We start from the raw sequence: 25,710 nt of genomic DNA, 5'->3' as shown, positions 1-25,710 counted from the left end.
GTGACGCAGGTCGTGTTCGACCGCGGCGGTTTCCTGTTCCACGGGCGCATCAAGGCGCTGGCCGACGCGGCTCGCGAAGGCGGATTGGAGTTCTAATATGGCAGACGAAGTACAGAACGTCGAAGGCGCTCCCGAAGCTGCACCCGCGCCCGAAGGCCAGGCTCCGCGCCGCGGCCGTGGCGGCGGTGCCGGTGGCCCTGGCGGCAACCGGGGTGGCCGTGATGGCGGTGGCCGTGGTCGCCGCGACGATCGTCGTCCGCGTGACGATGACGGCGGCGAAGAGCTGATTGAAAAGCTCGTCCACATCAACCGCGTGTCAAAGACAGTGAAGGGCGGCAAGCGCTTCGGTTTCGCCGCGCTCGTCGTCGTTGGCGACGGCAAGGGCCGCGCCGGGTTCGGTCATGGCAAGGCCCGCGAAGTGCCGGAAGCCATTTCGAAGGCGACCGCTGCTGCCAAGAAGTCGATGATCCGCGTGCCGCTGCGCGATGGCCGCACCCTGCATCATGATGGCCGTGGCCATTTCGGTGCCGGGCTCGTCACCGTTCGCTCGGCACCTGCCGGTACCGGCATCATCGCCGGTGGCCCGATGCGCGCCGTGTTCGAATCGCTCGGCGTGGCCGACGTGGTGACCAAGTCGAACGGCACCTCGAACCCCTATAACATGATCCGTGCGACCTTTGAGGCGCTCGGCGAACAGACCAGCCCCAAGTCGGTCGCGCAGCGTCGCGGCAAGAAGGTGTCGGATCTGATCAAGCGCGGCGGTGCTTCCGACCGTGCAGCCGAAGCCGAAGCCGCGGCGGTGACGGAGTAAGATCATGGCTGACAAGAAGATCAAGATTCGCCAGATCGGCTCGCCGATCCGTCGGCCGAGCAGCCAGCGTGCCATCCTGACCGGCCTCGGCCTGGGCAAGATGCACCGCGAGGTCGAGCTGATCGACACCCCCGAAGTGCGCGGCATGATTCGCAAGCTGCCGCACATGGTGGAAGTCGTCGAGGGCTGAATTCGGTGAAGTTCTACCGCCTGTTGACCGGTCCCGACGACAGCGCATTCTGCGCTCGCGTCGAAGGATTGCTCAACCGGGGGTGGCAGCTCCACGGCAGCCCGTCGATCACCAGTGTCGATGGCCGCGGCTATGTCGCCCAGGCCATCGTGATGGAAAAGGCCGGGGCGTACCCCGGTTTTCAGCCATCGAATGAAATTGAACCGGACTGAACGCCTTTCCCCGGAAAGCGGCAGTCCATAGCGCGACCACAGCGAAAGCGAGTGCAACCATGACGATCAAACTGAACGAACTCAGCGACAACAAGGGCGCCCGCAAGGGCCGGATGCGCGTCGGACGCGGCATCGGCTCGGGCAAGGGCAAGACCGCCGGCCGCGGCCAGAAGGGTCAGAAGGCCCGCAGCGGCGTCGCGATCAACGGCTTTGAAGGCGGTCAGATGCCGCTTCACATGCGTATCCCGAAGCGCGGCTTCAACAACATCTTTGGCAAGGACTTTGCGATCGTCAATCTGGGCATGATCCAGAAGCTGATCGACGCCAAGAAGCTCGACGCCAAGGCCGTGATTGATCACGCCGCGCTGAAGGCGGCTGGTGTGGCCCGCGGCGGCAAGGATGGCGTCCGCCTCCTCGCCAAGGGTGAATTTACCGCCAAGCTGAATTTTGCCGTGGCCGGTGCGTCGAAGGGCGCGATCGAAGCGGTCGAAAAAGCCGGCGGCAAGGTCGAACTGCCCGAAGCCAAGCCCGAAGGCGACGGCAAGAAGGCGCAGCGCCGCGCCAAAGCCAGGGCCGAATAATCAACGACAAGGGGCGGCTCGGAATACGGGCCGCCCTTTGCGGTTTGACAAACTTTTATTTCCCGTTCGTGTCGAGCAAAGTCGAGACACCCTTCGGGTCGGCGCAAGATCGAGCGGTATCTCGACTTCGCTTGATACGAACAGGCAGATGGGATGCCGGTTGGCGACGCGCTGCGTTGCGAAATAGGCTTTCTTCCCCTTGCGCTTCGTGACCGGCGAACGCACATAGGCGCCGGGTCGCGGGGGCGCGGTCCGGACTATCCGAGGATAATACCATGGCCTCTCGCGCCGACCAGCTTGCTTCCAACCTGAACTTTTCGAAATTCGGGCAGGCGACCGAACTGAAGAACCGCATCTGGTTCACGATCGGCGCGCTGATCGTCTTTCGCTTCCTGTCGTTCGTCCCGCTGCCCGGTGTCGATCCGGTCGCGCTGTCGACGCTCTACAGCCAGGCCGCGTCGGGCGGCGTCCTCGACATTTTCAACACTTTTTCGGGCGGCAGCCTGGAGCGCATGAGCATCATCGCGCTCGGCGTCATGCCCTATATCACCGCCTCGATCGTCGTGCAGCTCGCCGCGGCGCTGTCGCCCAGCCTTGCCGCACTCAAGAAAGAGGGCGAAAGCGGGCGCAAGAAGCTCAACCAATATACGCGCTATGGCACGGTGTTCCTGACCGCGATTCAGGGCTATTTCGTCGCTGTCGGGCTCGAAACGCTCGGCGCCAGCCAGGGCATTGCGGCGGTGGTCGATCCGGGCATGATGTTCCGCATCGGCGCCGTCATCAGCATCGTCGGCGGCACCCTGTTCCTCATGTGGCTCGGCGAACAGATCACCGCGCGCGGGATCGGCAACGGCGTGTCGCTGATCATCATGGCCGGCATCCTGGCGCAGCTGCCGCGCAGCTTCGCTCAGATGTTTACCCAAGTCCGTGAAGGATCGATGGGCGGCGGCACAGTGGTTGCGGTGTTTGCCGGTGCGATCCTGATCATCGCCTTTATCGCGTTCATGGAGCGCGCCCAGCGCCGCGTGCTGGTGCAATATCCCAAGCGCGCGACGCAGCGCGGCGGGATGCAGGCCGACCGCAGCCATCTGCCGCTCAAGGTCAACACCGCCGGCGTGATCCCGCCGATCTTTGCCTCGTCGCTGCTGCTGATGCCGCTGACCATCACCCAGATGATGGGCAATAATGTTCAGGGCGATACCGCGACCGGCGATTTCCTGATCTCGCTCAACCAGTATCTGGCGCATGGCCAGCCGCTGTACATGGCGCTCTATGCTGCGGGCATCATCTTCTTCTGCTTCTTCTATGTGGCCGTCGTCTTCAACCCCGAAGAAACCGCCGACAATCTGAAGCGCCAGAACGGGTTCATTCCGGGCATCCGTCCCGGCAAGAACACCGCCGCCTATCTCGATCATGTGCTGACGCGCATCACCGTGCTGGGTGCGGCCTATCTGGCTGCGATCTGTCTGATCCCCGAGTATTTCATTGCCCAGTCCGGGCTGCCCTTTGCGCTTGGCGGTACCAGCCTGCTGATCATCGTCAACGTCACGATCGACACGATCAGCCAGATCCAGAGCCACATGCTGGCGCATCAATATGGCGACCTGATCAAAAAGGCGAAATTGAAAGGCGGCGTTGCGCGGCGCTAAACGCCAAGCTACGGCAATTGCGACCGGGCAGAGGCAACAGGGGCTTCCATGACGCTGAACATCATTTTGCTGGGTCCGCCGGGGGCGGGCAAGGGAACGCAGGCAGTGCGCCTGGAAGACGAGCATGGCATGGTCCAGCTGTCGACCGGCGACATGCTGCGCGCCGCGGTCAAGGCGGGAACCCCGATCGGGGTCCAGGCCAAAGCGGTGATGGATGCCGGCGAACTGGTGTCCGACGACATTGTGTCCGGCCTGATCGGCGAACGGCTCGATCAGCTGGGCGGCGAAACCTCGGTGATTTTCGACGGCTATCCACGCACCGCGGCGCAGGCCGATGCGCTCGATACGATCCTGTCGGAACGCGGCCGCAAGCTCGACCATGTCATCGAATTGCTGGTCGAGGAAGATGCGCTCGTTGACCGCATCACGGGGCGTTTCTCGTGCGGGAATTGCGGCGCGGGCTATCATGACCGCTACAAGCTGCCCAAGGTCACCGACACGTGCGATCAGTGCGGCAGCCACGACTTCAAGCGTCGTCCCGACGATAATGAAGAAACCGTCCGCACCCGCATGGCCGAATATCGCGCCAAGACCGCACCGATCCTGCCGATCTATGACGCGCGCGGCATCGTGACGCGGGTCGATGGCATGGCGCCGATCGATCAGGTCAATGACGCGATCGAAGCCGTCCTGACGCCTGAGGCTTAGGGCAACATTTTCTGTAACGTCATTGCGAGCGTAGCGAAGCAATCCAGAGTAGCGTAAACCGCTCTGGATTGCTTCGCTACGCTCGCATTGACGAAGTGGAGTGGCGGTAAGGGGGGATGACAATGCGCCTGAAATCTTGTCTCGTGAAGGTCGCGTTGTTTGCCGCGGCATCTTTTGCCGTTCCGGCGCAAGCCAAGGTCGTCGACCAAAGCGACGCCGGTTTCACCGTCGCGCACACCGCGCAGGTCGCCGCGACCCCCGCCGATGTGTGGAAAATGCTGCGGATGCCGCAAAACTGGTGGTCAAAGGATCATAGCTGGTCGGGCGACGCCGCGAATTTCTGGCTCGATTCGCAGGCCGGCGGCTGTTTCTGTGAGAAACTGCCTGACACTGGCGCGGGGGTCGGCAGCGTGCAACACGCGCGTGTGCTGTTCTCAAAACCAGGCCAGATGCTCCGTCTGTCGGGCGCCTTTGGCCCGTTACAGGGCGAGGCGGTCGGCGGCACATTGACGATACAGATCAAGGCGACCCCGACCGGCAGCGCGCTGCGCTTCGATTATGTCGTCGGCGGCTATATGCGCTTCAAGACCGCCGACATTGCCCCTGCGGTCGACAAGGTGATCGGCGAACAATTGATTGGGCTGGCCAATGCGCTTGGTGGTGCGCTGCCGCCGTCGCGTGAAGAGAAGGCGGCGGCGGCCGAAGCGGCGGCCAAGCCCGCCACCGAAACCCCGCCCGCCGAGAATGAGCCGGGGCTTGATGCCGCGGTCGCCGATCTGGTCGAGGATGCGCCCAAGGCTGAGCCTGAGTTATATCGCCTGTAGTTGGGTCGTCATCCCGGCGAAGGCTGGGATCGCGCCCTCACGTCCTTCGGCACCGGTGAGATCCCGGCCTTCGCCGGGATGACGATGGCGGTTACGCCTTCGGCGTCCCGCGCAGCTTCGCCAGCGCGGCAAACGGCCCTGCGGCTTCCTCGCTCAGCACACCCTTTTCCGCCAGCACGCGGTCGGCGTCGGGGTGGCGCGGGAAGGGGTCGAGTGCGAGCGATAGCGTCTGGACCGCCGCTTCGCCCAGATCGATCCGGTCGCCTTCGAGCGGCAGCAGATCGCAATCCTCGCTGCTGATCTCGATCTCTTCGTCGGCATCGACCGGCGCGTCGATATCGCGCAGGAAGCGCAGGTCGAACGGCTCGCTCAGCGTCGCCGGAACCGGCAGCCCCGTCGCCGCGCACGGCTGGACGATGCTGGCATCGACCGCGCCCTTGGCGCCGATGCCGCCCGCCACGGCGCGAATCTCGGCAGTCACGGCAAAGCGATCGACCGCGATCAGCGCCAGCCGCTGCGCGATCCGGTCGCGCGCTTCGGCATTCGCCTCGACCGCCACGGATCGTCCTTGCGCGGCATCGGCCAGCGTCAGGATCAGCGAAAATTCGGGCGCCGCGCTCATGCCGCGGCGCCGCCCAACCGATCGGCGACGATCAGCTCGGCCACCGGCGTCGCCGCCAGCGCTGCGCGCAGCTTTGCAACCTCGGCCATGACATGCGCCAGTCCCGCCGCATCGGGCTCATGACCGCGCCACAGGTTACGGACCAGCGCGGCGCGCAGCTCCTCCGACCCGTCGGCGGCGCGATAGACGCCCAGCCGCCCACCGAGCGCGCCGACCATCCGCCCGATCTGTTTGCCGACGACCATGTCGCCAAAGCCAATCTGGCGCATTTGGCCGTCCATGTCGGTCACGAACAATTCGGTGAGCTCGACCCCGGCGCGCCCCTGTGCCGGATCTTCGTCGATGCGGTGGAGCACGAGCGCCAGCACCAGGCTGACCATGTCGAAGCGGCCATCGAGCGTGTCGGGGACACCGCCTGACGCATACCAGTGCGGCGCCCGTGCGGTCGCGACAACAGCATTCCACAGCGGACGGCGCGCCTCGCGCGGGTCGGGCTGCGAGCGGAAAAAATTGCGGAGTGAGAACATGCGTTCCGCTTAGGCGCAATTGGCGCCGTGGAAAAGGGGTGGGAACGTGCCGCGCCGGTCAGCTTGTGGCAAGCTTCACCGCGCCACAAGCGGCTTGTGCGTCCTATCCGCTTGCGGTTAAGAGGCGCGGGAGCGAGCGCCGACCGCTGGCAAAGGCCGCGACAGGCGCAACGGAGATTATAGATGCCGAATTTCAAGCTTTCGTCTGCCGCTCCGCGCGCGCGCCTGATCGTGCTCGGGCTTGCCGTCGCGCTTACCGCCAGCGGTTGTTCGCAGCTCAAGGGTCGGCAGGGTTATGTCGTCGATCCGCTGCTGACCAGCGCGATCACCCCGGGCGTCGACAATCGCGAATCGGTGGAAAAGACGCTCGGCCGTCCGACCTTTGTCGGCCAGTTCAGCGACAATGAATATTATTATGTCTCGCGCGAAACGCGCCAGCTTGCCTTTGCCAAGCCGCGCCCGGTCGACCAGCAGGTGCTGCGCGTCCGCTTCGATGCCGCGGGCAATGTGGCGGCGGTCGATCGCACCGGGCTGGAACTGGTGAGCAAGATCAGCCCCGAAGGCGACAAGACCCCGACGCTGGGCCGCGAGCGCAGCTTCTTCGAGGACATTTTCGGCAACATCGGCGCGGTTGGTGCGCCGGGTGCAGGCGCACCGAGCGGGCAGTAAGCTTATACCTTAATCCTCCCTGTCGCGTAGCGATGGGGAGGTGGCAGTGCGAAGCGCTGACGGAGGGGCTTTGGCGCTACCGTCGCGGCCCCTCCACCATCGCCTGCGGCGACGGTCCCCCTCCCCATGGCTTCGCCACAGGGAGGATCTTAGAATTACTGCGCGATCCCGCCCGCGGCCAGCACCGCCAGCGTCACCAGGTCCGAAGCGGGCGACGCCATCGTCGCGACCTGCACCGGATGCTCCATGCCGACCAGCATCGGGCCGATGACGGCGCCGCCGCCCAGCTCGCGCATCAGCTTTGCTGACAGGTTCGCCGATTGCAGCCCGGGCATGACCAGCACATTCGCCGGTCCCGACAGGCGGCAGAACGGATATTTTGCCATCACCTTTTCATTCAGCGCGACGTCGGGCGCCATTTCGCCTTCATATTCGAACCCCGGCTTGCGCTGATCGAGGATCGCCACCGCGTCGCGGATATTGTCGAGCCAGCTGCCCGGCGGATTGCCAAAGGTCGAATAGGACAGGAAGGCGACGCGCGGCTCATGCCCCATCCGCCGCGCCACCTGCGCGGTGCGCTCGGCAATGTCGGCGAGCATTTCGGCGCTCGGCCGCTCGTTGACCGTGGTGTCGGACATGAAGATCGTCTGATGCTGTCCGACCAGGACATGGATGCCGAACGGCGTCTTGCCCTCGGCATGGTCGATCACCCGCCGCACTTCGCGCATCGTCTGCGAATAGGTGCGGGTGACCCCGGTGATCATCGCATCGCCCAGTCCGAGCTTGAGCAGCAGCGAGCCAAAGATGTTGCGATCGCGGTTGACCATCCGTTCGACATCGCGGCGCAGGTAACCGCGCCGTTGCAACCGCTCGTACAGGATTTCGACCATCTGCGGCACATGCGGCGAATTGACGCTATTGTGGACTTCATAGCTGTCGGGATCGGCGACCCCCATTTCCTTCAGCTTGTCACGCAGCCCCTCGCGGCCGACCAGCACCGGGGTGCCATAGCCGCCGTCGCGGAACTGGATCGCAGCGCGCAGCACCACCTCTTCCTCGCCCTCGGCAAACACCACCCGCTTGGGGTTGGCGCGCGCCGCTTCATAAGCGAGCGTCAGCACCGACGTCGTCGGGTTCAGCCGCGCGCGCAGCGACGTGCGATAGGCATCGAGATCGGCGATCGGTTTCTGCGCGACCCCCGTTTCCATCGCCGCCTTCGCCACCGCGGCGGGGACGATTTCCATCAGCCGCGGATCAAAGGGCGAGGGAATGATATATTCGGGGCCAAAGCTCGACGCCCGCCCGCCATAGGCGGCGGCGACTTCCTCGGGCACCTGCTGGCGCGCGAGGTCGGCGATCGCATAGGCGGCGGCGATCTTCATCTCTTCGTTGATCGCTGTCGCGCGCACATCGAGCGCGCCGCGAAAGATGAAGGGGAAGCACAGGACATTGTTGACCTGGTTCGGGAAGTCCGAGCGCCCGGTCGCAATGATTGCATCAGGCCGCGCGGCGCGCGCATCGGGCGGCGAAATTTCGGGATCGGGGTTCGCCATCGCAAAGATGATCGGCGCGGGCGCCATGTCCTTGACCATCTCGGGCTTCAGTGCGCCTGCGGCCGACAGCCCGAGGAACACATCGGCACCAACCAGCGCTTCGGTCAGGTCGCGCGCTTCGGTCGGCACCGCATGCGCCGACTTCCACTGGTCCATGCCTTCCAGACGACCCTGATAGATGGTGCCCTTGCGGTCGCACATGATGACATTTTCGTGCCGCACCCCCATCGACTTGATCAGCGACGTACAGGCGATTGCGGCGGCACCGGCGCCGTTGACGACGACCTTCACCGTCGCGAGATCGCGCCCGGTCAGGTAACAGGCGTTGATCAGACCGGCGGCAGTAATGATCGCGGTGCCATGCTGATCGTCATGGAACACCGGGATGTTCATTTTTTCCTTCAGCGCCTGCTCGATGATGAAGCAGTTGGGTGCCGCGATGTCTTCCAGGTTGATGCCGCCAAAGCTGGGCGCGAGCAGTTCGACCGCTTCAATGAAGCGCTGCGGGTCTTCGGTATCGACTTCCAGATCGATCGAATCGACGTCGGCAAAGCGCTTGAACAGCACCGCCTTGCCTTCCATCACCGGCTTCGAGGCGAGCGCGCCGAGGTTGCCAAGGCCGAGGATTGCGGTGCCGTTCGAAATCACCGCGACCAGATTGCCCTTGATCGTATAGTCATAGGCCTTGGCGGGATCTTCGGCGATCGCCAGCACCGGGACGGCGACGCCGGGCGAATAGGCAAGCGACAGGTCGCGCTGCGTCGCCATCGGTTTCGACGCGACGATCTCGATTTTCCCGGGCCGCCCATGTTCATGATAAAGCAGGGCCTCGCGGTCCGAAAACTGCACCTTGCTGCCGCTGTCCATCATCCATCCCCTATCCAAATCGTCCGACGCGCGCCCGGACCTATTCCCTAACGTCACCGGCGGCGATTGTAACCCCGACAATGTTGTGAAGACGGTGGTCTGCCCTAGCTCTCTGTCATCGTGCCGGACTTGATCCTCCCTGTGGCGAAGCCATGGGGAGGTGGCAGCGCGAAGCGCTGACGGAGGGGCAATGACACTACCGTCGCTGGCCCCTCCACCCCTCGCTTCGCGAGCGGTCCCCCTCCCCATGGCTGCGCCACAGGGAGGATTTGCCGATCTGCCCCGCAACGCAAAGCCCACACCGCTCAACCCCACCTTGCCATGCCGCCCCCAATCACTAAGCAGGGTGCGATGCCCGTCGCCGCTCCCAAACCCGCCAACAGCAACAGCGCCGCCCCCGCCGCGACGCCGATGATGGCGCAATATGGGGCGTTGAAGGAACAGGCGGGCGACTGCCTCCTCTTCTACCGCATGGGCGACTTCTTCGAGCTGTTCTTCGACGATGCCAAGGCCGCGGCGGCAACGCTCGATATCGCGCTGACCTCGCGCGGCGAGCATGAGGGGCAACCGGTGGCGATGTGCGGGGTGCCGGTCCATGCCGCCGAATCCTATCTCGCGCGGCTGATCCGCGCCGGGCACCGCGTCGCCATCGCCGAACAGGTCGAAACGCCCGCCGAAGCCAAGGCGCGCGGCGGGTCGAAAGCGCTGGTGGCGCGCGCGATCGTCCGCTTCGTCACCGCGGGGACACTGACCGAGGAAAGTCTGCTCGAAGGGCGCAGCGCCAACCGCCTCGCCGCACTGGCCGAAGTCGGCAGCGAGGGTGAAGTCGCCATCGCCGCCGCCGATATTTCGACCGGACGCTTCGAGGTTGTCGCGGTGCGGCCCGAGGCGGTCGATGCCGAACTGGCGCGGCTGGGGCCGTCCGAACTGCTGGTCAGCGAGAGCGCGGGCGAGCTGCCGATGTCGTCGGCGCGCCAGATCGTGCGCCGACCCGCCCCTGAGTTTGCCAGCACGGCGGCGCAAAAGCGGCTCGAATCCTTTTTCGGCGTTCAGACGCTCGACGGCTTCGGCGCCTTTTCGCGCGGCGAAATTGCGGCGATGGGCGCACTCGTCGCCTATCTCGACCATGTCGGCACCGGCGCGCCGACTTTCCTCCAGCCGCCGGTGCGCCATCTGGCGTCGGGGCGGATGGCGATCGACGCGGCAACGCGCGAAAGCCTCGAACTCGTTCGGACGATGGCCGGGTCGCGTGATGGCAGCCTGCTCGGCACGATCGACCGCACCGTCACCGCGGCGGGCGCGCGCCTGCTCGCTGACGATCTGGCGAGCCCGCTCACCGACAAGGCCGCGATCCTCGACCGGCTTGACCTTGTCGATGGTCTCGCGCGCGATGCGTTGTGGCGCGGCGAATTGCGGGCGGCGCTGCGGGCGCTTCCCGACGCGGGACGCGCGCTCGGACGTTTGGTCGCAGGGCGCGGCGGCCCGCGTGATCTTGCGCAGCTGCGTGATGCGCTTGGCGGCGCGCGGCTCTTGCGCGAACGCCTCGCGCGCCGCGCCGACCTGCCACCGCTGCTTGCGCGCCTGCTCCCGGCGCTCGACGGTCATGGCGCGCTCGTCGACGAACTGTCGCGTGCGTTGATCGACACTCCGCCGGTCGATGCCGCCCAGGGCGGCTATATCGCCGAGGGCTATGACCATGCGCTCGACGCCTTGCGCGAAACGGCGCGCGATGGACGCAAGGCGATCGCTCAGCTCGAAGCCGGGTATCGCGATCGCACCGGCATTGCCTCGCTCAAGATCCGTCACAATGGCGTGCTTGGCTATCATGTCGAGGTCCCCGCCAAACATGCCGACGCGCTGATGCTGCCCGACTCAGGCTTCACCCACCGTCAGACCCTTGCGGGCGTCGTGCGCTTCAACTCGGCCGATCTCCACGAAGCGGCGAGCCGCGTGACGCAGGCGGGCGTTCATGCGGTCGCCGCGGAAGCCGCGCATCTCGAATCGCTTACCGAAGCCGCAACCGCGCGCCGCGAACACATCGCTGCGAGCTGCGACGTGCTAGCCCGCATCGACGTCGCGGCAGCGCTCGCCGACCATGCGATGAGCCATAACTGGTGCCGCCCCGACCTGGCCGACACGCCGTGCCTCGACGTCGTCGGCGGGCGCCATCCGGTGGTCGAGGCGGCGCTGGCGAAAGCGGGCGAGCGTTTTGTCCCCAATGATCTGTCGCTCTCCGAGGCCGACCGCCTGTGGCTCGTCACTGGCCCGAACATGGGCGGCAAGTCGACCTTTCTGCGCCAGAACGCGCTGATTGTCGTGCTCGCGCAGGCGGGCGGCTTCGTCCCTGCCGCGTCCGCGAAGCTCGGCCTGGTCGACAAATTGTTCAGCCGTGTCGGCGCCAGCGATAATCTCGCTCGCGGGCGCTCGACCTTCATGGTCGAAATGGTCGAAACCGCCGCGATCCTGGCGCAGGCGACCCCGCAAAGTTTCGTCATCCTCGACGAGGTCGGGCGCGGTACCTCGACCTACGACGGGCTCGCGCTCGCCTGGTCGGTGGTCGAGGCGGTGCACGAAGTGAACAAGTGCCGTTGCCTGTTCGCGACGCATTATCACGAACTGACGCGGCTCTCCGAAACGCTGGACGCGCTCTCGCTCCACCATGTCCGGGCGCGCGAATGGCAGGGTGATCTCGTGCTGCTCCACGAACTCGCCGACGGCCCTGCCGACCGCAGCTACGGCCTCGCGGTGGCGCGGCTGGCCGGGGTTCCTGCGGCGGTCGTCAAGCGCGCCGAGGCGGTGCTGGCGAAGCTTGAGGCCGGGCGCGCGAAAACCGGCGGCCTCGCCGCGGGGCTCGACGACCTGCCGCTTTTCGCCGCGACCCTCGCCGCCGCGCCCGCCGAAAAGCAGGATGCGTTGCGCGAGGCGCTCGCCCGGATCGAGCCCGACGCGCTCGCCCCGCGCGAGGCGCTCGACGCGCTCTATGCGCTCAAGCGCCTGCTGGCGGACGAGACATGAGCGACATCTTCGACAAACTCGACAATCGCCGCGCGATCATCAACCGCCGCGCCCTTGCCGACCGGCTCGACGCCATCGCCGCCGAAAGCCAGGACGCGGGCGCGCGCCGCCGCGCCATGGTTGCGCTGCTCAAGGCGGCGCTTGATGACGGGCGCGCCGAGATTGAGCGCCGTCTGCTCGCGCACCCCTCGTCGGGCCGCCTCGCCGCCAGCGCCACCGCCTTCCTGATCGACCAGATCGTCCGCCTCAGCCACGATTTTACCGTCGGCCACCTTTATCCTTCGGGCAATAAATCGTCGGGCGAGCGGATCACCCTGATCGCGGTCGGCGGCTATGGCCGCGGCGAAATGGCGCCGTACAGCGACATCGATATCGGCTTCCTCACCCCGTTCAAGCAGACGAGCTGGACCGAAAGCGTGATCGAGGCGCAGCTGTACACGCTGTGGGATCTGGGGCTGAAGGTCGGTCATAGCAGCCGTTCGATCGACGAAATGGTTCGCGCGGCGAAGGACGACCTGACGATCCGCACTGCGCTTCTCGAGGGCCGCTTCATCTGGGGCGACCGGGAACTTTATGATCAGGCATCGGCGCGCTTCGATGCCGAAGTGGTTGCGGGCAATGCGCGCGCCTTCGTCGCCGACAAGCTCGCCGAGCGCGACGAGCGCCACAAGCGCATGGGCGATTCGCGCTACGTCGTCGAACCCAATGTGAAGGAGGGCAAGGGTGGGCTGCGCGACCTGCACACCCTGTTCTGGATCGGCAAGTTCATCCACCGCGTGCGCACCGTTCCCGAGCTGGTCGACGCAGGATTGCTCTCGGTGCGGGAGCTGCGCCAATTCGCCCGCGCCGAAAATTTCCTCCTCGCCGTCCGCTGCCACCTCCACACGATCACGGGCCGCGCCGAGGACCGGCTGACCTTCGACGTCCAGCGCGAGATTGCGGCGCGGATGCAATTCGCCGAGCGTCCCGGCAAAAGCGCGGTCGAGCGCTTCATGCAGCTCTATTTCCTTCATGCGAAGAGTGTTGGCGACGTCACCGGCACCTTCCTCGCCCACCTTGACGATCAGATGGCGGCGCGCGGGCGGCGCTTCCTGCCGACGATCCGCCGCCGCCCCGGCAAGCTCAATGGCTTCGTCCTCGACCGCGGCCGCCTCGCGCTGCCATCGGACGATTTCTTTGCGGCTGACCCGGTGCGCCTGATCGAAATCTTCGCACTCGCCGACAAGCACGGCCTCGAAATCCACCCGCAGGCGATGCGGCAGGCGCGCCACGAGGCGAAGCTGATCGAGACGCAGGGGGTGCGCCGCAATGCCCGCGCCAACGCACTGTTCCTCGACGTGCTGACGTCCCCGCGCGATCCCGAAACGGTGCTGCGCTGGATGAACGAGGCGGGGGTGTTCGGCCGCTTCGTGCCCGATTTCGGCCGCGTCGTCGCGCAGATGCAGTTCGACATGTATCATCACTACACCGTCGACGAACATACGATCCGCGCCATCGGCCTGCTTGCCGATATCGAGCAGGGGCGGCTGATCGAAGACCATCCGCTGTCGACCGCGATCATGGGCCAGATCCACTCCCGACGTGTCGTCTATGTCGCGGTGTTGCTGCACGATATCGCCAAGGGGCGCGGCGGGGACCATAGCGTGCTCGGCGCCGAGCTGGCTTTACGCGTCTGCCCGCGGCTCGGGCTCAGCGACGCCGAGACCGAGACGGTGTCGTGGCTGGTGCGCTATCACCTCCTCATGTCGGCGACGGCGTTCAAACGCGACCTCGCCGATTTCAAGACGATCCTCGATTTCGCGGGGCAGGTACAAAGCCCCGAACGCCTCCGCCTGCTGCTCGTCCTCACCGTCGTCGATATTCGCGCCGTCGGGCCGGGCGTGTGGAACAGCTGGAAACGGCAATTGCTCACCGAACTTTACGACGCCGCCGAAGAAGTGCTGCGCCTCGGCCATAAGCAAAAGGGCCGTGAACAGCGGATCGCGAGCAAGAAAGAGGCGGTCGCGGCGCAATTCGGCTTCGACCAGAAGACCTTCGACAAAGTCGCCAAGCGCCTGCCCGAAAGCTATTGGATCGCCGAACCGGTCGAGGTCATCGCCGCCAACCTCGTCCATATCCGGCAGGCGGGGGATTCGCCGCTGCACATCGCCGCGGTCCCCGACGACGATCGCGGCGCGACCTTGGTGATGGTGCTCGCGGCCGACCATCCGGGGCTGTTTTACCGCATCGCCGGGGGCATTCACCTCGCGGGCGGCAACATCATCGACGCGCGTATCCACACGACGCGCGACGGTCTCGCGCTTGACAATTTCCTCGTCCAGGATCCGATCGGCCGCCCGTTCGACGAACCGGGCCAGATCGGCCGGCTGACCCGCGCGATCGAGGACGCGCTCGCCAACCGTCACAAATTGCTCCCCAAACTCGAGGCCCGCGCCCTCCCGCGCACCCGCGCCGAAGCCTTCCGCATCGCGCCCAATGTCTTCATCGACAACAAGGCATCGAATCGCTTCACCGTGATCGAAGTCAACGCACAGGACCGCCCGGCGCTGCTCAACCAGCTCGCCTATGCGCTGTTCCAGTCGAAGGTGACCGTCCACAGCGCTCATGTCGCCACCTATGGGGAACGCGCGGTCGACACCTTCTATGTTACCGACCTGATCGGCGACAAGATCGACAGCGCGGCGCGGGTAAAATCGCTGGAGAAACGGCTGCTCGAAGCGGCGACCAGCGCGAGTGAGGAAGCGGTGGCGGCGTAGGGGACGCCGCTTTCCGCTACTCCAAGGCGATGGCGGCCTGCGCGTTGTGCTTGGCTGCAATCCCACGCCGGTGACAGTCGGTTTCAACGGTTCTTGCCGATGCTACTGCCGTCTACGCCCCGCTTTTCTGCGGTTCTGCATGGCGATGGCCCGCCCGAAACGGGCGGTGGAGCGGGGATGGCCGCCGCCTATGCTAAACATGTTGCAATCGACGATATTTGATGCATTAATATGAAAATGATCGCTCGGCGCGCCATTTTGTTTCGTGGTTTGGTCCACGTCCGCCGTTCGGTCGAATTCCACCTGACCGACTGGTTCGACGAATAGCCTATCCCCGTCGGGGGATCGGACTGTCGTTGTCGACGAAAATCGCGGCACCATAGCCGCGCGGCATCGCCACCCGCTGGGTGGCGGCGTCCTCATTCCCCGTATGTCATCTGATCGCGGCAGGCTGACGCCTGTCCTTTCTCTGCAAAAGGGGTTTGGCATGTTTTTTTCTCATAACCGGCGCGCCCGTCTCGGCGCCCTGATGCTGCTGATCGGCAGCAGTTCCTTATCTGCAATGGCGCAAGCGCAAAGCCAGGAGGATGGCAGCGACATTGTGTCGCCAGCGACTACGGACCAAGACGCGATCGTCGTTACCGGGACGCGGATCAAGGGCGTGGAGGCCAATGGCCCGGTCCAGACCATATCGGTCACGCGCGAGGATATTCTGGAATCGGGCGGATCGACGTTGATCGACGTTTTGAAAGACCTGCCTGCCGCTGGCGGCGGCGGGGCAACGTTTTCGACCACCACGGCCGGCCCCTTGTCGTCCGACACGCCGGTGGGCGCATCGGCGGTGTCCCTGCGCGGTCTGGGTGCATCCTCGACCTTGACGCTGATCAATGGTCGCCGCGCGCAGATCAGCGCCTTCGCGCGCGGCACCGAAAGCTTCATCGACGCAAGCTCGATTCCGCTGGCGGCGATCGAGCGGGTCGAAGTGCTTCCGTCTGGCGCCTCGGCCATTTATGGCGCCGATGCGGTGGCCGGTGTCGTCAACTACGTGCTGCGCAACGATTTCAAGGGCGCTGAGCTGTCCGCCAGCTATGGCGATTCGACGGCGGGAACCAATGAGGGCAGGTTGAACCTGACCGCGGTGCTCGGGACCAAAATTGGCGACCGCAATCACGTCATGCTGGTGGTCGATTATTTTCAGCGGAACCCGTTTTTCCTGAAAGACCGCGCGATCAGCCGCAACAGCTTCCGGCCCAGCCAACAAGGTTTCTATCCCAGTTTCAACGATCTTTTCCTGCAATTTTTCGACCAAACCGAAGAGCCGCAGGACGGTGGTTGCGCCGCCGATGATTTCGATGTTGGCAATCTCGGCGAGTATTGCGCGGTCAACACCAACGCCTTTGTGTCGGCGAGCGACCGCCTGGAAACGATCGGCGGCCTGTTTACCCACCAGTTTGAAATCAGCGACCGGCTGACCTGGTATAATGACATACTCTATCAGCATGTCAGTTCACGCGGCGTCGGCTCACCCGCCAATTTCTCGCGCGCGCCGATCGATCCGGAAAATCCGAACTGGCCCGCGGCGCTTCAGGCCGACATCATCGCCGAGGGCGGCGCGGGCGATTTCAGCGATTATTTCGGCTTTCCCATCTACGCCTGGGGTAAAATACCGGCGCCGCGAGCGGTCTCGGTCAAGTCCGACAGTTACCGCGTCACCAGCGGACTGAAAGGGGCGCTCGGTGGCGACTGGACGTTTGATACCGCCGTGCTGTTCGGCGGCAACGACCGCGTCCAGCGCGGACTGTCGGGACTTGTCGTGTCGAAGAACTTCTACGACGCCAATTTGGGCAATTTGTGCAGCGACGGTTCGCGGGTCGAGCGGTGGGATGTCGATCTGGGGCGTCCGGATGCGAGCTTCGTCGGCGATACGTGCGAAGACATCGGCAAAACGACTTTATGGTATAATCCGTTTGGCGGGCAGACCGATCAGGCGGCGGGAATCGCCGAACTGTTGGGGACGACGGCGGAGCGCCGTGGGCGCTCGCGGCTCTACGCCTTCGATGGCAGCGTGACCGGAACGCTCTTTGACATGCCGGCCGGGGCGGTAAAGGGCGCCTTCGGGGGCGAATTCCGCCGCGAAACCTTGCGCGATACGCCCTCGGGCCTGGCCGTCGCGACCGAGGACAACCCGGAACCGATCCTTGGCTTTTCGTCGACCAGCGCGCGCGCCAAACGCAACAGCTGGGCGCTCTATGGCGAAGTCTATATCCCGGTCGCCGACCGGTTCGACGTCCAGGTCGCGGGTCGCTACGATCACTATCAGGGCTTTGGCGGCGACTTTAACCCCAAGGTCGCGGCGCGCTGGGAGGCCGCCGACTGGCTGACCTTGCGGGGCAATTATGCCACGTCGTTCCGCGCCCCCTCGCTGGCGCAAAGCGGCGCCGGGGTGCTGCTGTCGTCCTACACCGTCGATTGTTCTGCGACGCCCGCGGCGTGCGGCAACGATCCCGACGCCGACGGCGAATCCTTGTTGTCGGAAGACGTCGGCAATCCGGGTCTCGGCGCCGAAAATGCGCGCAGTTTTGGCGGCGGCGTCGTGCTGACGCCGACCCGCGATATCAATCTAAGGGTCGATTACTGGAATATCCGGCACCGCAATCTGGTCGGGATCGATCAGGATGATTTCATCCGCCGCGCGCTCGCCGGGGAGTTTGCGGTTGCGGGGCCAGGCCTGCTGCCGACCGGTACGCCGGGCGTCGAAGTAACCAATGATTTTGTCACCGACGCGCATTTTCAGATCACCAACCTTGGCTATCAGCAAACCGACGGGTTGGACTTTTCCTACACCCACAATCTGAAGGAGACGTCGATCGGCCGCTTTTCGCTGCTGCTTGATGCGACCTATTATCTCAACTTCAAGCGCAAGGCGTCACTCGCCAGCCCAGAGGAACAGCTGGCGGGCGATTATCTCTACCCACGGCTCTATGCCACCGGCAAGATTCGCTGGCGCAGCGGCGATTTCGGCGCGACGTTCGGCGGGCGTTATGTGACCGGCTATCGCGACGATCCGGCCGATCGGACGCTTGAAGCACTGGGGCTGCCGCTCGACGCCAAATATCGCGTCGATGACTATGTCACGTTCGATCTCAATCTCAGCTATGATTTCGGTCGCGACAGCTTTGTCCAGCTGAACATCCGCAATCTGTTCGATCGCGATCCGCCGCGCGTTCTGGGGTCGGGTACCAACGTCGATCTTTACAATCATGACCTGATCGGCCGTTTCGTCACGCTTCGCTTGACGCGCCGATTCTGACCGCGCTGAACCGCCGGGCGCGCGGACATGCGCGCCCGGTTTGCGGAGGAAATTCGATGAGTGCCGAACCTTTGGAAGCACCGGCGCGTCCTGCGCGGACGATGCGCGTTCCCGACACGCTGCTGATCCTGCTCGTGCTGGCGGTGGCCGCGTGGGCGGCGACCTATGTCTTTGTCCCGGGCCATTTTGCGATGACAGGCGACCCGGCCCGGATCGTCGCTGGCAGTTTCACCAGTGCCGGACAGGCGCAGCCCGCGCCCCTGTTCGGCGATGCGCAACGGACGGGTCTGCTCGACTTGCTGTTCGCCGGCCTGGTGTCGGGTGATCGCGACAGCGCGGCGGTCGGCCTGTTGGCTTTCATTCTGGTTGTCGGCGGGGTGTTCGGCGTCATTTTGAAGACCGGCGCGGTGGAAGCGGCGATCGCGGCGGCTTTGCCGGACGGGCGGGTGAAAAATGAAACGCTGGTCATCATCTTGTTCGTCCTGTTTTCCTTGGCCGGCGCGGTGTTCGGCATGGGCGAGGAAGCGATCGCCGTCAGCCTGATCCTGATCCCGGCGCTGGTTCGCGCCGGTTATGACAGTCTGACCGGGCTGATCGTCTGTTATGTTGCAACCCAGATCGGCTTTGCGACGAGCTGGATGAATCCGTTCAGCGTCATCGTGGCGCAAAGCATCGCCGGGGTGCCGCCGATGTCGGGCATGGGCCTGCGCGTACTGGCATGGATATTGTTCACCCTGATCGGGGCGGTTTGGCTGTGGCGACATGCGCGCATGGTCAGGCTCGATCCCGCGCGGTCGCCCGTTTTCGATACCGACCAGCATTGGCGATCCGCACCCCTGGCGGCGGCGGCCCACGGCTTCCGCTGGCCGCACGCGACCATCCTCGCCGTGCTGGGGCTTGGCATCATCTGGGTGGCGTGGGGCGTGTCGGCCCGCGGATATTATCTGGGCGAGATTGCCGCACAATTTGTCGGCATCGGGATGGTAATCGGGGTGGTGGCGCGTGTCGCACGACTACCCGGCATCAGCGGCAACAGCTTGATGGAGGCGTTTCGCGACGGCGCCGTGGCGCTGGCCCCAGCCGTTCTGGTGATCGCGGCGGCTAAAGGCATCGTCCTCGTCATGGGCGGGGACGACCCCGCGGCGGACAGTCTGCTCAACAGTCTGCTCGCGGGGCTTGCCGGGGTAACGGGTGCGCTCCCCGACTGGCTGACCGCGTGGGGCATGTATCTTGTCCAAAGCCTCATCAACCAGTTCATCGTTTCGGGGTCGGGGCAGGCCAGCGTCACCATGCCCTTGATGGCGCCGCTTGCCGATCTGTCGGGTGTCAGTCGCCAAACCGCGATCCTGGCGTTTCAGCTCGGAGACGGGTTGACGAACCTTGTCGTGCCGACCTCGGCCGCGCTGATGGGGTGCCTTGCCGCCGCCCGGGTCGATTTTGTCGCCTGGCTCCGTTTCTTCTGGCGTCCGATGGCGGCGCTGATGGCGCTGTCGTCGGTGTTTGTGATTGCCGCGCACGCGATCGGCTACACATGAATTTCAAAAGGACAACCGATATGCCCCGTGCGGTCCTGGCGGCGCTGGCCGCCGCTTTCCTCCTGTCGTCGCCCGCCGCGGCGCAGGGTTCGCTGGTGATCGTCGGCGGCGGTCTTGACCCCGCGAATGATCAGGTTTTCGGCGCGTTCATCGCGCGTATTCCCACCGATGCGCCGGGGATTGTGATCATCCCCAGCGCGTCGGACAGCCCGGCAACGTCGGCGCGGCTGTTCGCGGGCGATCTCGTTCGCCACGGCGTCGATCCTGCGCGAATCGCCACAGTGCGGATCGCGACCCAAGACGATCCGGACACCACCGAAGACGAAGCGGCGTGGCGCAGCAACGCCAATAACCCCGACGAAATCGCCAAAATCGCCCGCGCTGGGGCAATCTGGTTCACCGGCGGCGATCAGGCCCGCACCACCGCCGCCTTAGTGCAGGACGACGGGCGCGACACGCCCATGCTGGCCGCGATCCGGAGCCGACTGGCCGCGGGCGCCGTGATTGGCGGCTCCAGCGCGGGCGCCGCGATCATGAGCGATCCGATGATCATGGGCGGCGACAGCCTGGGCGCCTTATTGGGCCGCGCCGATGGCGAGACGCTGGCGATGGGGCGCGGCATCGGTTTTTTGGTGGGATCACTGGTCGATCAGCATTTTGACGCCCGCGCCCGGCTCGGCCGCCTGGCAGTGGCCTTGGGTCGGCGCCCCGTGGCCGCCCGCATCGGATTCGGAATCGACGAAAATACGGCGCTGATCGTGGATCAGAAGGCGCAGAGCGCCGCCGTGGTCGGCGCCGGATATGTCACCCTCCTCGACGCGCGAGATGCAACCTATGCCCCGCGCCAGCGGATCGCTATCGACGCGATCCGATTGGGTCTCGCGGCGTCGGGGGACCAGATCGATCTTGCCAGTCTGACCATTCGTCCCGCGCGCTGGAAACGCGCGACCATGGGGCGCGAATATCACAAGACCGCGGTGGCCGAGGGCGGCGGCATGGCGATGGCGGGACAGAGTACGGCCGCGGTGGTGGGCGAAGCGCTGATCGACAATAGCGCGGCGCGCCGCATCGAGCGGCTTTCCTTTGCGGGCGACACCGGCGTGATTTACCGGTTCGAGGAAGATGATCGCACCCAGGGGTGGTGGGGGCGCGATGACGATGGCAACGCCCGCTATAGCGCAAGCGGCGTCCAATTCTCGATCCGTTCGATCAATGTCAAGGTGAAGGAAATCGGCGAGTGAGCACGGCGTGGCAAATTGTTCTGCATGGGGGCGCGGGGGTAACCCGCGGCCGCGACTATAGCGCGGTCGAGGCACATCTCGGCGCGCTCGTTCGTGCGGCTGCGGCGCGGCTGGCCGAAGGGATGGCGGCGATCGATCTGGTGGAATGGGCGGTCGCCGATATGGAAGCGAGCGGCCTTTATGTGGCGGGACGCGGATCGGCACCCAACAGTGCGGGAGTCGTCGAGCTGGATGCCTCGATCATGGACGGCGCCCGCCATCGTGCCGGGGCCATCTGCGCGGCCAGCGGCATTGCCAGCCCGGTCGGCGCGGCACGCCAGGTGCTCGAACAAACGCCGCACATATTGCTGGCGGGCGAGGGGGCGACGATTTTTTCCCGGACGCATGGCGACCCGGGCATCGCCGATCCGGCGGCGCATTATGTGGTGCCGATTGGCGTCGAGGCGGCGGAAATGACCCAAAGCGAATGGTCGCTCACCCATGGGACGGTCGGCGCGGTGGCGCTCGATTCGGCGGGACGGCTCGCCGCCGCGACATCGACCGGGGGTTTGTTCGGCAAGCTGGCCGGCCGCGTGGGCGACACGGGGGTACCGGGTATCGGGACATGGGCCGATCACGATGTCGCCATCAGTTGCACCGGCATCGGCGAGGCCTTCATGCTGGCCGGCGGTGCGGGCGATGTCGCGGCCCGGATGCGCTATGGCGGCGTGCCGCTGTCGGTCGCCGCACAAAGGATGATCGACCGGGTGAAGGTGCTGGGCGGTGACGGCGGTTTGATCGCGGTCGATCGCTCCGGCGCCATCGCGACGCCGTTTAATTCGGGTGGCATGAAGCGGGCGATCGCCGGCGCCGATCGACCGGTTGTTGTCGCCATCGAATGAGCGGCCCGATCGATCGGGGCACACGCCAGATTGATGTTACGGTGCGACATTTTGGCCGACAAGGGCGGTCAGCGGCAACGGCGCGGGCTGGTTCGACAGATCAGGGATATGTCGCGCCGACAAAATACAATCCGTCGGGCGGCGCATTCAGCCCCAGCGCATCCCGATCCGCCGCCTCCAGCGCGGCTTTCAGATCGCCCGCCGACCATTTGCCATAGCCGACAAGCGCCAGACACCCGACCATCGAGCGCACCTGATGATGCAGGAAACTGCGCGCCGCGGCCTCGATGATCAATTCGTCGCCGTGGCGGCTGACGGTCAGCTTATCGAGCGTCTTCACCGGACTTTGCGACTGGCAATGCGCTGAGCGGAAGGTGGTGAAGTCATGGAGGCCGACCAGCGCCTGCGCCGCGGCGTGCATCGCGTCGGCGTCCAAAGGCCGCGCAACCTGCCACGACAGCCCCTTGTCCCACGTCAGCGGCGCGCGGCGGTTGACGATGCGATATTCATAGGACCGCCCGACGCAGGCAAAGCGCGCGTGCCAGTCGTCGGGAACAACCTCCGCCGCGAGCACCGCGATCGGTGCGGGGCGCAGCTGCGCGTTGAGCGCCTCGGTCAGCTTGAACGGGGTGAGCGGCTTGGCGATGTCGACATGCGCCCGCATCGCGATGGCATGGACCCCGGCGTCTGTGCGCCCGGCGCTGAACACCTGCACGGTTTCGCCGGTGAAGCGGTGGATCGCCTCCTCGATCGCCTGCTGGACGCTCGGGCCATGCGCCTGCCGCTGCCAGCCCATATAGGGGCGGCCGTCATATTCGATGGTGAGGGCAAAGCGGGTCATGGCCGCCCCCTTAGCCGTTCGTGCCGAGCGAAGTCGAGCCACCCTATGACCCTCTCCCCTTGCGGGAGAGGGCAGCGAGACTTGGTGGCTTTGCCACCTAGTCGCAGCGGGTGAGGGGTCGTGCGCTATCGTGAGGGCACAACCCCTCACCCAGCTTCGCCTAGGCAGCCAGCTGCCAAGGCTGCGCAACCCTCTCCCGCAAGGGGAGAGGGATCTAGGTCAGCCGCGTCCCCGCCGAAATCCCCCGCCCGCGCAGCAATTCGCCCGCCTCCATCGCAGGTTTCCCCGCGCGCTGCACCCGCACCGCGCGGATCGCGCCGGGGTTGCAGGCGATGGTGAGCATATCGTCGATCGCCACGCCGGGCGCCGCCCCCGCAACTGTTTCGCCCGGATGCACAACCTCGGCCGCCAAAATCTTGTACCGCTCACCCTCCAGTTCGAAAAACGCCCCCGGCATTGGGTTAAACGCGCGGATCTGCCGCTCGACCTGCACCGCGCTGACCAGAAAATCGAGCCGCGCTTCGCTCTTGTCGATCTTGGCCGCGTAAGTGACGCCCTCATCTGGCTGCGGCACCGGCGGAAAGGCGTGGAGGTCGCTCAGCACCCGCCGCATCATCAGCGCGCCCATTTCGGCGAGCTCGTGGGTCAGCACTCCCGCGGTCTTGCGCCCGATCGGCGTCGGCTCGACCAGCCGCATCGCGCCGGTGTCCAGCCCGACGTCCATCTGCATGATCGTCACTCCGGTCTCGGCATCGCCCGCCAGGATCGCGCGCTGCACCGGCGCGGCGCCGCGCCAGCGCGGCAGGATCGAGCCATGGACGTTGAGGCACCCCTCGCGCGGCGCATCGAGGATCGCGGGCGGCAGGATCAGGCCATAGGCGGCGACGACCGCGATATCGAGGTTCAGCGCGGCGAATTCTGCCTGCTCGTCGGCGCCCTTCAGGCTTTTCGGCGTGCGGACGGGTAGGGCGTGTTCTTCGGCCCAGACCTGCACCGGGCTTTTCTGAAATTTCTTGCCGCGCTGCGCCGGGCGGGGCGGCTGGGTATAGACCGCGGCAATATCATGCCCCGCCGCATGCAGCGCAGCGAGCGTCGGCACCGCAAAGGGCGGCGTTCCCATGAAGGCGATACGCATGGGAGCGGGCTTTGGCGGAGGTCGGCAAGCGGCGCAAGTCCCTCTCCCATTTAGGGAGAGGGCAGCGAGACTTGCCAGCTTGCTGGCTTAGTCGCAGCGGGTGAGGGGGTGTGGGCTATCGTGAGGGCACAACCCCTCACCCAGCTTCGCCTAGGCGGCAAAGCCGCCAAGGCTGCGCAACCCTCTCCCTAAATGGGAGAGGGAATCGCGGATATTGCGCGCATCCCCGCGCGCCACTACCACCCCGTCATGGCCTCCACCGAAATCGAAGCCCTCGTCCAGCAGCTCGCCCGTCTCCCCGGCCTCGGCCCGCGGTCGGCGCGGCGCGCGGTGCTGCATCTGATGAAGAAGCGCGAGTCCGCGTTCGTACCGCTGCTCGCGGCATTGCAGACGGTGTCCGAACGGCTCGTCACCTGCACCATCTGCGGCAATGTCGACACCCACGATCCCTGCGCGATCTGCGCCGACCCGCGCCGCGATGCGCGGTCGCTGTGCGTCGTCGAGGAGGTGTCCGACCTGTGGGCGCTCGACAAGTCGCGGCTGTTCCCCGGCAAATATCATGTGCTGGGCGGGCGGCTCTCGGCGCTGGAAGGCATCCGCCCGCAGGATCTGGCGATCGACGCGCTGGTGGCGCGCGTCGCCGCGGGCGGCATCGACGAGGTGGTGCTGGCCATGAACGCGACGCTGGAGGGCCAGACGACCGCGCATTATCTCGCCGAGCGGCTGGAGGGCTATCCGGTACGGCTGACCCAGCTGGCGCATGGTCTGCCGGTGGGGGGCGAGCTGGATTATCTCGATGAGGGGACGTTGGCGCAGGCGCTCAGGGCGCGGCGGCCGGTGGGATGAGCTCTATTGCGGATAGGAGGACAAGAAGGCGGAGACTTGTTCCTCCGTTGATATTCCACCATCTACGGGGATAAAGGCCAACACCGTGATAGGCTCCGCCGCTTGGGCGGCGGCCTCGACTTTGTGATGACCGTCCAGAAGATAATGAGCCATGCACCAATGTGCTTGGCCATCATAAGGCTGTTTGATGTCGAGAACTGAGAGTGAAACCGCTGTTGGACGCTCTCCTGCGATCAGCCTTGCGCGATAGGCTGAAACGGTGGCTGCGTCGATCGGCTGGCCAAGCGGAACGATGAACTCGAAACCTAGCACGGGATCGTCATATTGGCCCTTGCCCAAATCTATCGAAGAACGATCTTTAAGTCGGTAGTAATGCGTGTTGGGTTCCATCGGATCGTCGTATGCATCCTGCTTGTCCGTGACAAAATAGTCGTTGGCGGCGCCTTGCTCGACGCGCACCGGAGTGCATTCGATCAAAGCGAGGAGATAATCTCCCTTTGGTAGCAACGCGCCGAAGCTTTCGAATACCAACGGATCAATCTCGACAAGACCTTTGGCAAGCGCTGCGCGCAGCCCATCGATAGGTGGCCGGGCGGCGTCGTCCAGCCGCTCGAAGAAGAAGCTGCACGTTCCGCAGATGTTGCCGATATGCATTACCGAGCCGCCGTTGACTGCCAGAAAGCGATCCCAAACTGGCCAACTGCCGGCGCCCGTAGTGGTCAATTCAATTACCGGCTCTGACGAACCGAGAACGGCGCGGGATTTGGACAGCAGCTTGGCCATGGTAGGAGCAGCCTAGGCCGTGTTGACAAAAGGGATTCCCAAACCCGCCTTGTTCTGATTCAAGACTGCTTTTTGAGGGGCAGTCATGGGTCGCGGGGATTTGTCGGACGCGGAGTGGGATCTGATCGGGCCGCTACTGCCGCCTGAGCGCGGT

General features: G+C 65.2%; 22 protein-coding genes. 16 read left to right on the top strand and 6 right to left on the bottom strand.

Annotated features, from left to right (window positions below):
- The 8 genes from VGN68_RS13170 to VGN68_RS13135 all read left to right on the top strand — a co-directional run.
- Positions 1-96, top strand: a 96-nt coding sequence (locus VGN68_RS13170; RefSeq protein ID WP_327477331.1) for a 50S ribosomal protein L18, incomplete at its 5' end; no start/stop codon positions are given.
- 1 nt (position 97) lies between these two features.
- Positions 98-811 (top strand): 30S ribosomal protein S5, encoded by a 714-nt coding sequence (gene rpsE / locus VGN68_RS13165; RefSeq protein ID WP_293701254.1) that lies wholly within the window; start codon positions 98-100, stop codon positions 809-811.
- A 4-nt stretch (positions 812-815) separates the two neighbouring features.
- Positions 816-1,001, top strand: a complete 186-nt coding sequence (rpmD, locus tag VGN68_RS13160) for a 50S ribosomal protein L30 (protein WP_293701256.1) — start codon at positions 816-818, stop codon at positions 999-1,001.
- A gap of 5 nt (positions 1,002-1,006) precedes the next feature.
- Positions 1,007-1,213 carry a DUF1737 domain-containing protein gene (locus VGN68_RS13155; RefSeq protein ID WP_327477330.1) on the top strand — a complete coding sequence of 69 codons (207 nt, stop codon included), beginning with the start codon at positions 1,007-1,009 and terminating at the stop codon, positions 1,211-1,213.
- Positions 1,214-1,272: 59 nt separating this feature from the next.
- Complete coding sequence (gene rplO / locus VGN68_RS13150; protein ID WP_293701260.1) at positions 1,273-1,794, top strand: 50S ribosomal protein L15; 522 nt, start codon at positions 1,273-1,275, stop codon at positions 1,792-1,794.
- Between the two features lie 275 nt (positions 1,795-2,069).
- On the top strand, positions 2,070-3,443 hold the full coding sequence (gene secY, locus VGN68_RS13145; protein ID WP_293701262.1) for a preprotein translocase subunit SecY: 1,374 nt from the start codon (positions 2,070-2,072) through the stop codon (positions 3,441-3,443).
- Positions 3,444-3,491: 48 nt separating this feature from the next.
- Positions 3,492-4,151 carry an adenylate kinase gene (locus VGN68_RS13140; RefSeq protein ID WP_327477329.1) on the top strand — a complete coding sequence of 220 codons (660 nt, stop codon included), beginning with the start codon at positions 3,492-3,494 and terminating at the stop codon, positions 4,149-4,151.
- A 122-nt stretch (positions 4,152-4,273) separates the two neighbouring features.
- Positions 4,274-4,975, top strand: a complete 702-nt coding sequence (locus tag VGN68_RS13135) for a hypothetical protein (protein WP_327477328.1) — start codon at positions 4,274-4,276, stop codon at positions 4,973-4,975.
- A gap of 91 nt (positions 4,976-5,066) precedes the next feature.
- Here the strand turns inward: VGN68_RS13135 and VGN68_RS13130 are convergent, their stop codons facing one another.
- Positions 5,067-5,597, bottom strand: a complete 531-nt coding sequence (locus tag VGN68_RS13130) for a DUF177 domain-containing protein (protein ID WP_327477327.1) — start codon at positions 5,595-5,597, stop codon at positions 5,067-5,069.
- A complete protein-coding gene (locus tag VGN68_RS13125; RefSeq protein ID WP_327477326.1) occupies positions 5,594-6,124 on the bottom strand; it encodes a ubiquinol-cytochrome C chaperone family protein in 531 nt (176 codons plus the stop codon). The genes VGN68_RS13130 and VGN68_RS13125 overlap by 4 nt, the downstream gene beginning before the upstream one ends.
- A 183-nt stretch (positions 6,125-6,307) precedes the next feature.
- On the opposite strand from VGN68_RS13125, the gene VGN68_RS13120 reads away from it, so the two are divergent.
- Entirely contained in the window at positions 6,308-6,793 is a 486-nt protein-coding gene (locus tag VGN68_RS13120) for an outer membrane protein assembly factor BamE (protein WP_293701269.1), read from the top strand.
- 155 nt (positions 6,794-6,948) lie between these two features.
- Here VGN68_RS13120 and VGN68_RS13115 read toward each other — a convergent pair whose 3' ends face one another.
- Entirely contained in the window at positions 6,949-9,213 is a 2,265-nt protein-coding gene (locus tag VGN68_RS13115) for an NADP-dependent malic enzyme (protein WP_293701804.1), read from the bottom strand.
- A gap of 351 nt (positions 9,214-9,564) precedes the next feature.
- Here VGN68_RS13115 and mutS point away from each other — a divergent pair, with 351 nt between their 5' ends.
- The 6 genes from mutS (at position 9,565) to VGN68_RS13085 (ending at position 21,951) form a co-directional block, all read left to right on the top strand.
- Positions 9,565-12,228 carry a DNA mismatch repair protein MutS gene (gene mutS, locus VGN68_RS13110; protein WP_327477325.1) on the top strand — a complete coding sequence of 888 codons (2,664 nt, stop codon included), beginning with the start codon at positions 9,565-9,567 and terminating at the stop codon, positions 12,226-12,228.
- Entirely contained in the window at positions 12,225-14,984 is a 2,760-nt protein-coding gene (locus tag VGN68_RS13105; RefSeq protein WP_327477324.1) for a [protein-PII] uridylyltransferase, read from the top strand. The genes mutS and VGN68_RS13105 overlap by 4 nt, the downstream gene beginning before the upstream one ends.
- Before the next feature lie 487 nt (positions 14,985-15,471).
- On the top strand, positions 15,472-18,294 hold the full coding sequence (locus tag VGN68_RS13100; protein WP_327477323.1) for a TonB-dependent receptor plug domain-containing protein: 2,823 nt from the start codon (positions 15,472-15,474) through the stop codon (positions 18,292-18,294).
- 56 nt (positions 18,295-18,350) lie between these two features.
- Positions 18,351-19,829, top strand: a complete 1,479-nt coding sequence (gene yfcC / locus VGN68_RS13095; protein ID WP_327477322.1) for a putative basic amino acid antiporter YfcC — start codon at positions 18,351-18,353, stop codon at positions 19,827-19,829.
- 20 nt (positions 19,830-19,849) lie between these two features.
- Positions 19,850-21,070, top strand: coding sequence for a cyanophycinase (locus tag VGN68_RS13090; protein WP_327477321.1), 1,221 nt, complete (start codon positions 19,850-19,852; stop codon positions 21,068-21,070).
- Positions 21,067-21,951 (top strand): isoaspartyl peptidase/L-asparaginase family protein, encoded by an 885-nt coding sequence (locus VGN68_RS13085; RefSeq protein ID WP_327477320.1) that lies wholly within the window; start codon positions 21,067-21,069, stop codon positions 21,949-21,951. The genes VGN68_RS13090 and VGN68_RS13085 overlap by 4 nt, the downstream gene beginning before the upstream one ends.
- A 100-nt stretch (positions 21,952-22,051) precedes the next feature.
- Here VGN68_RS13085 and truA read toward each other — a convergent pair whose 3' ends face one another.
- Entirely contained in the window at positions 22,052-22,792 is a 741-nt protein-coding gene (gene truA, locus VGN68_RS13080) for a tRNA pseudouridine(38-40) synthase TruA (RefSeq protein ID WP_327477319.1), read from the bottom strand.
- Positions 22,793-23,006: 214 nt separating this feature from the next.
- Positions 23,007-23,927 (bottom strand): methionyl-tRNA formyltransferase, encoded by a 921-nt coding sequence (gene fmt, locus VGN68_RS13075; protein WP_327477318.1) that lies wholly within the window; start codon positions 23,925-23,927, stop codon positions 23,007-23,009.
- Positions 23,928-24,176: 249 nt separating this feature from the next.
- Between fmt and recR the strand changes: the two genes are divergently transcribed.
- On the top strand, positions 24,177-24,773 hold the full coding sequence (recR, locus tag VGN68_RS13070; RefSeq protein WP_039579914.1) for a recombination mediator RecR: 597 nt from the start codon (positions 24,177-24,179) through the stop codon (positions 24,771-24,773).
- Between the two features lie 3 nt (positions 24,774-24,776).
- Here recR and VGN68_RS13065 read toward each other — a convergent pair whose 3' ends face one another.
- Positions 24,777-25,556, bottom strand: coding sequence for a hypothetical protein (locus tag VGN68_RS13065; protein ID WP_327477317.1), 780 nt, complete (start codon positions 25,554-25,556; stop codon positions 24,777-24,779).
- Positions 25,557-25,710 lie beyond the last annotated feature (154 nt).

This window comes from Sphingopyxis sp. (assembly GCF_035998965.1).
Lineage (GTDB): Bacteria > Pseudomonadota > Alphaproteobacteria > Sphingomonadales > Sphingomonadaceae > Sphingopyxis.
Note: the sequence above shows the minus strand (reverse complement) of the source record. Positions and strands in the feature narration are given on the sequence as shown.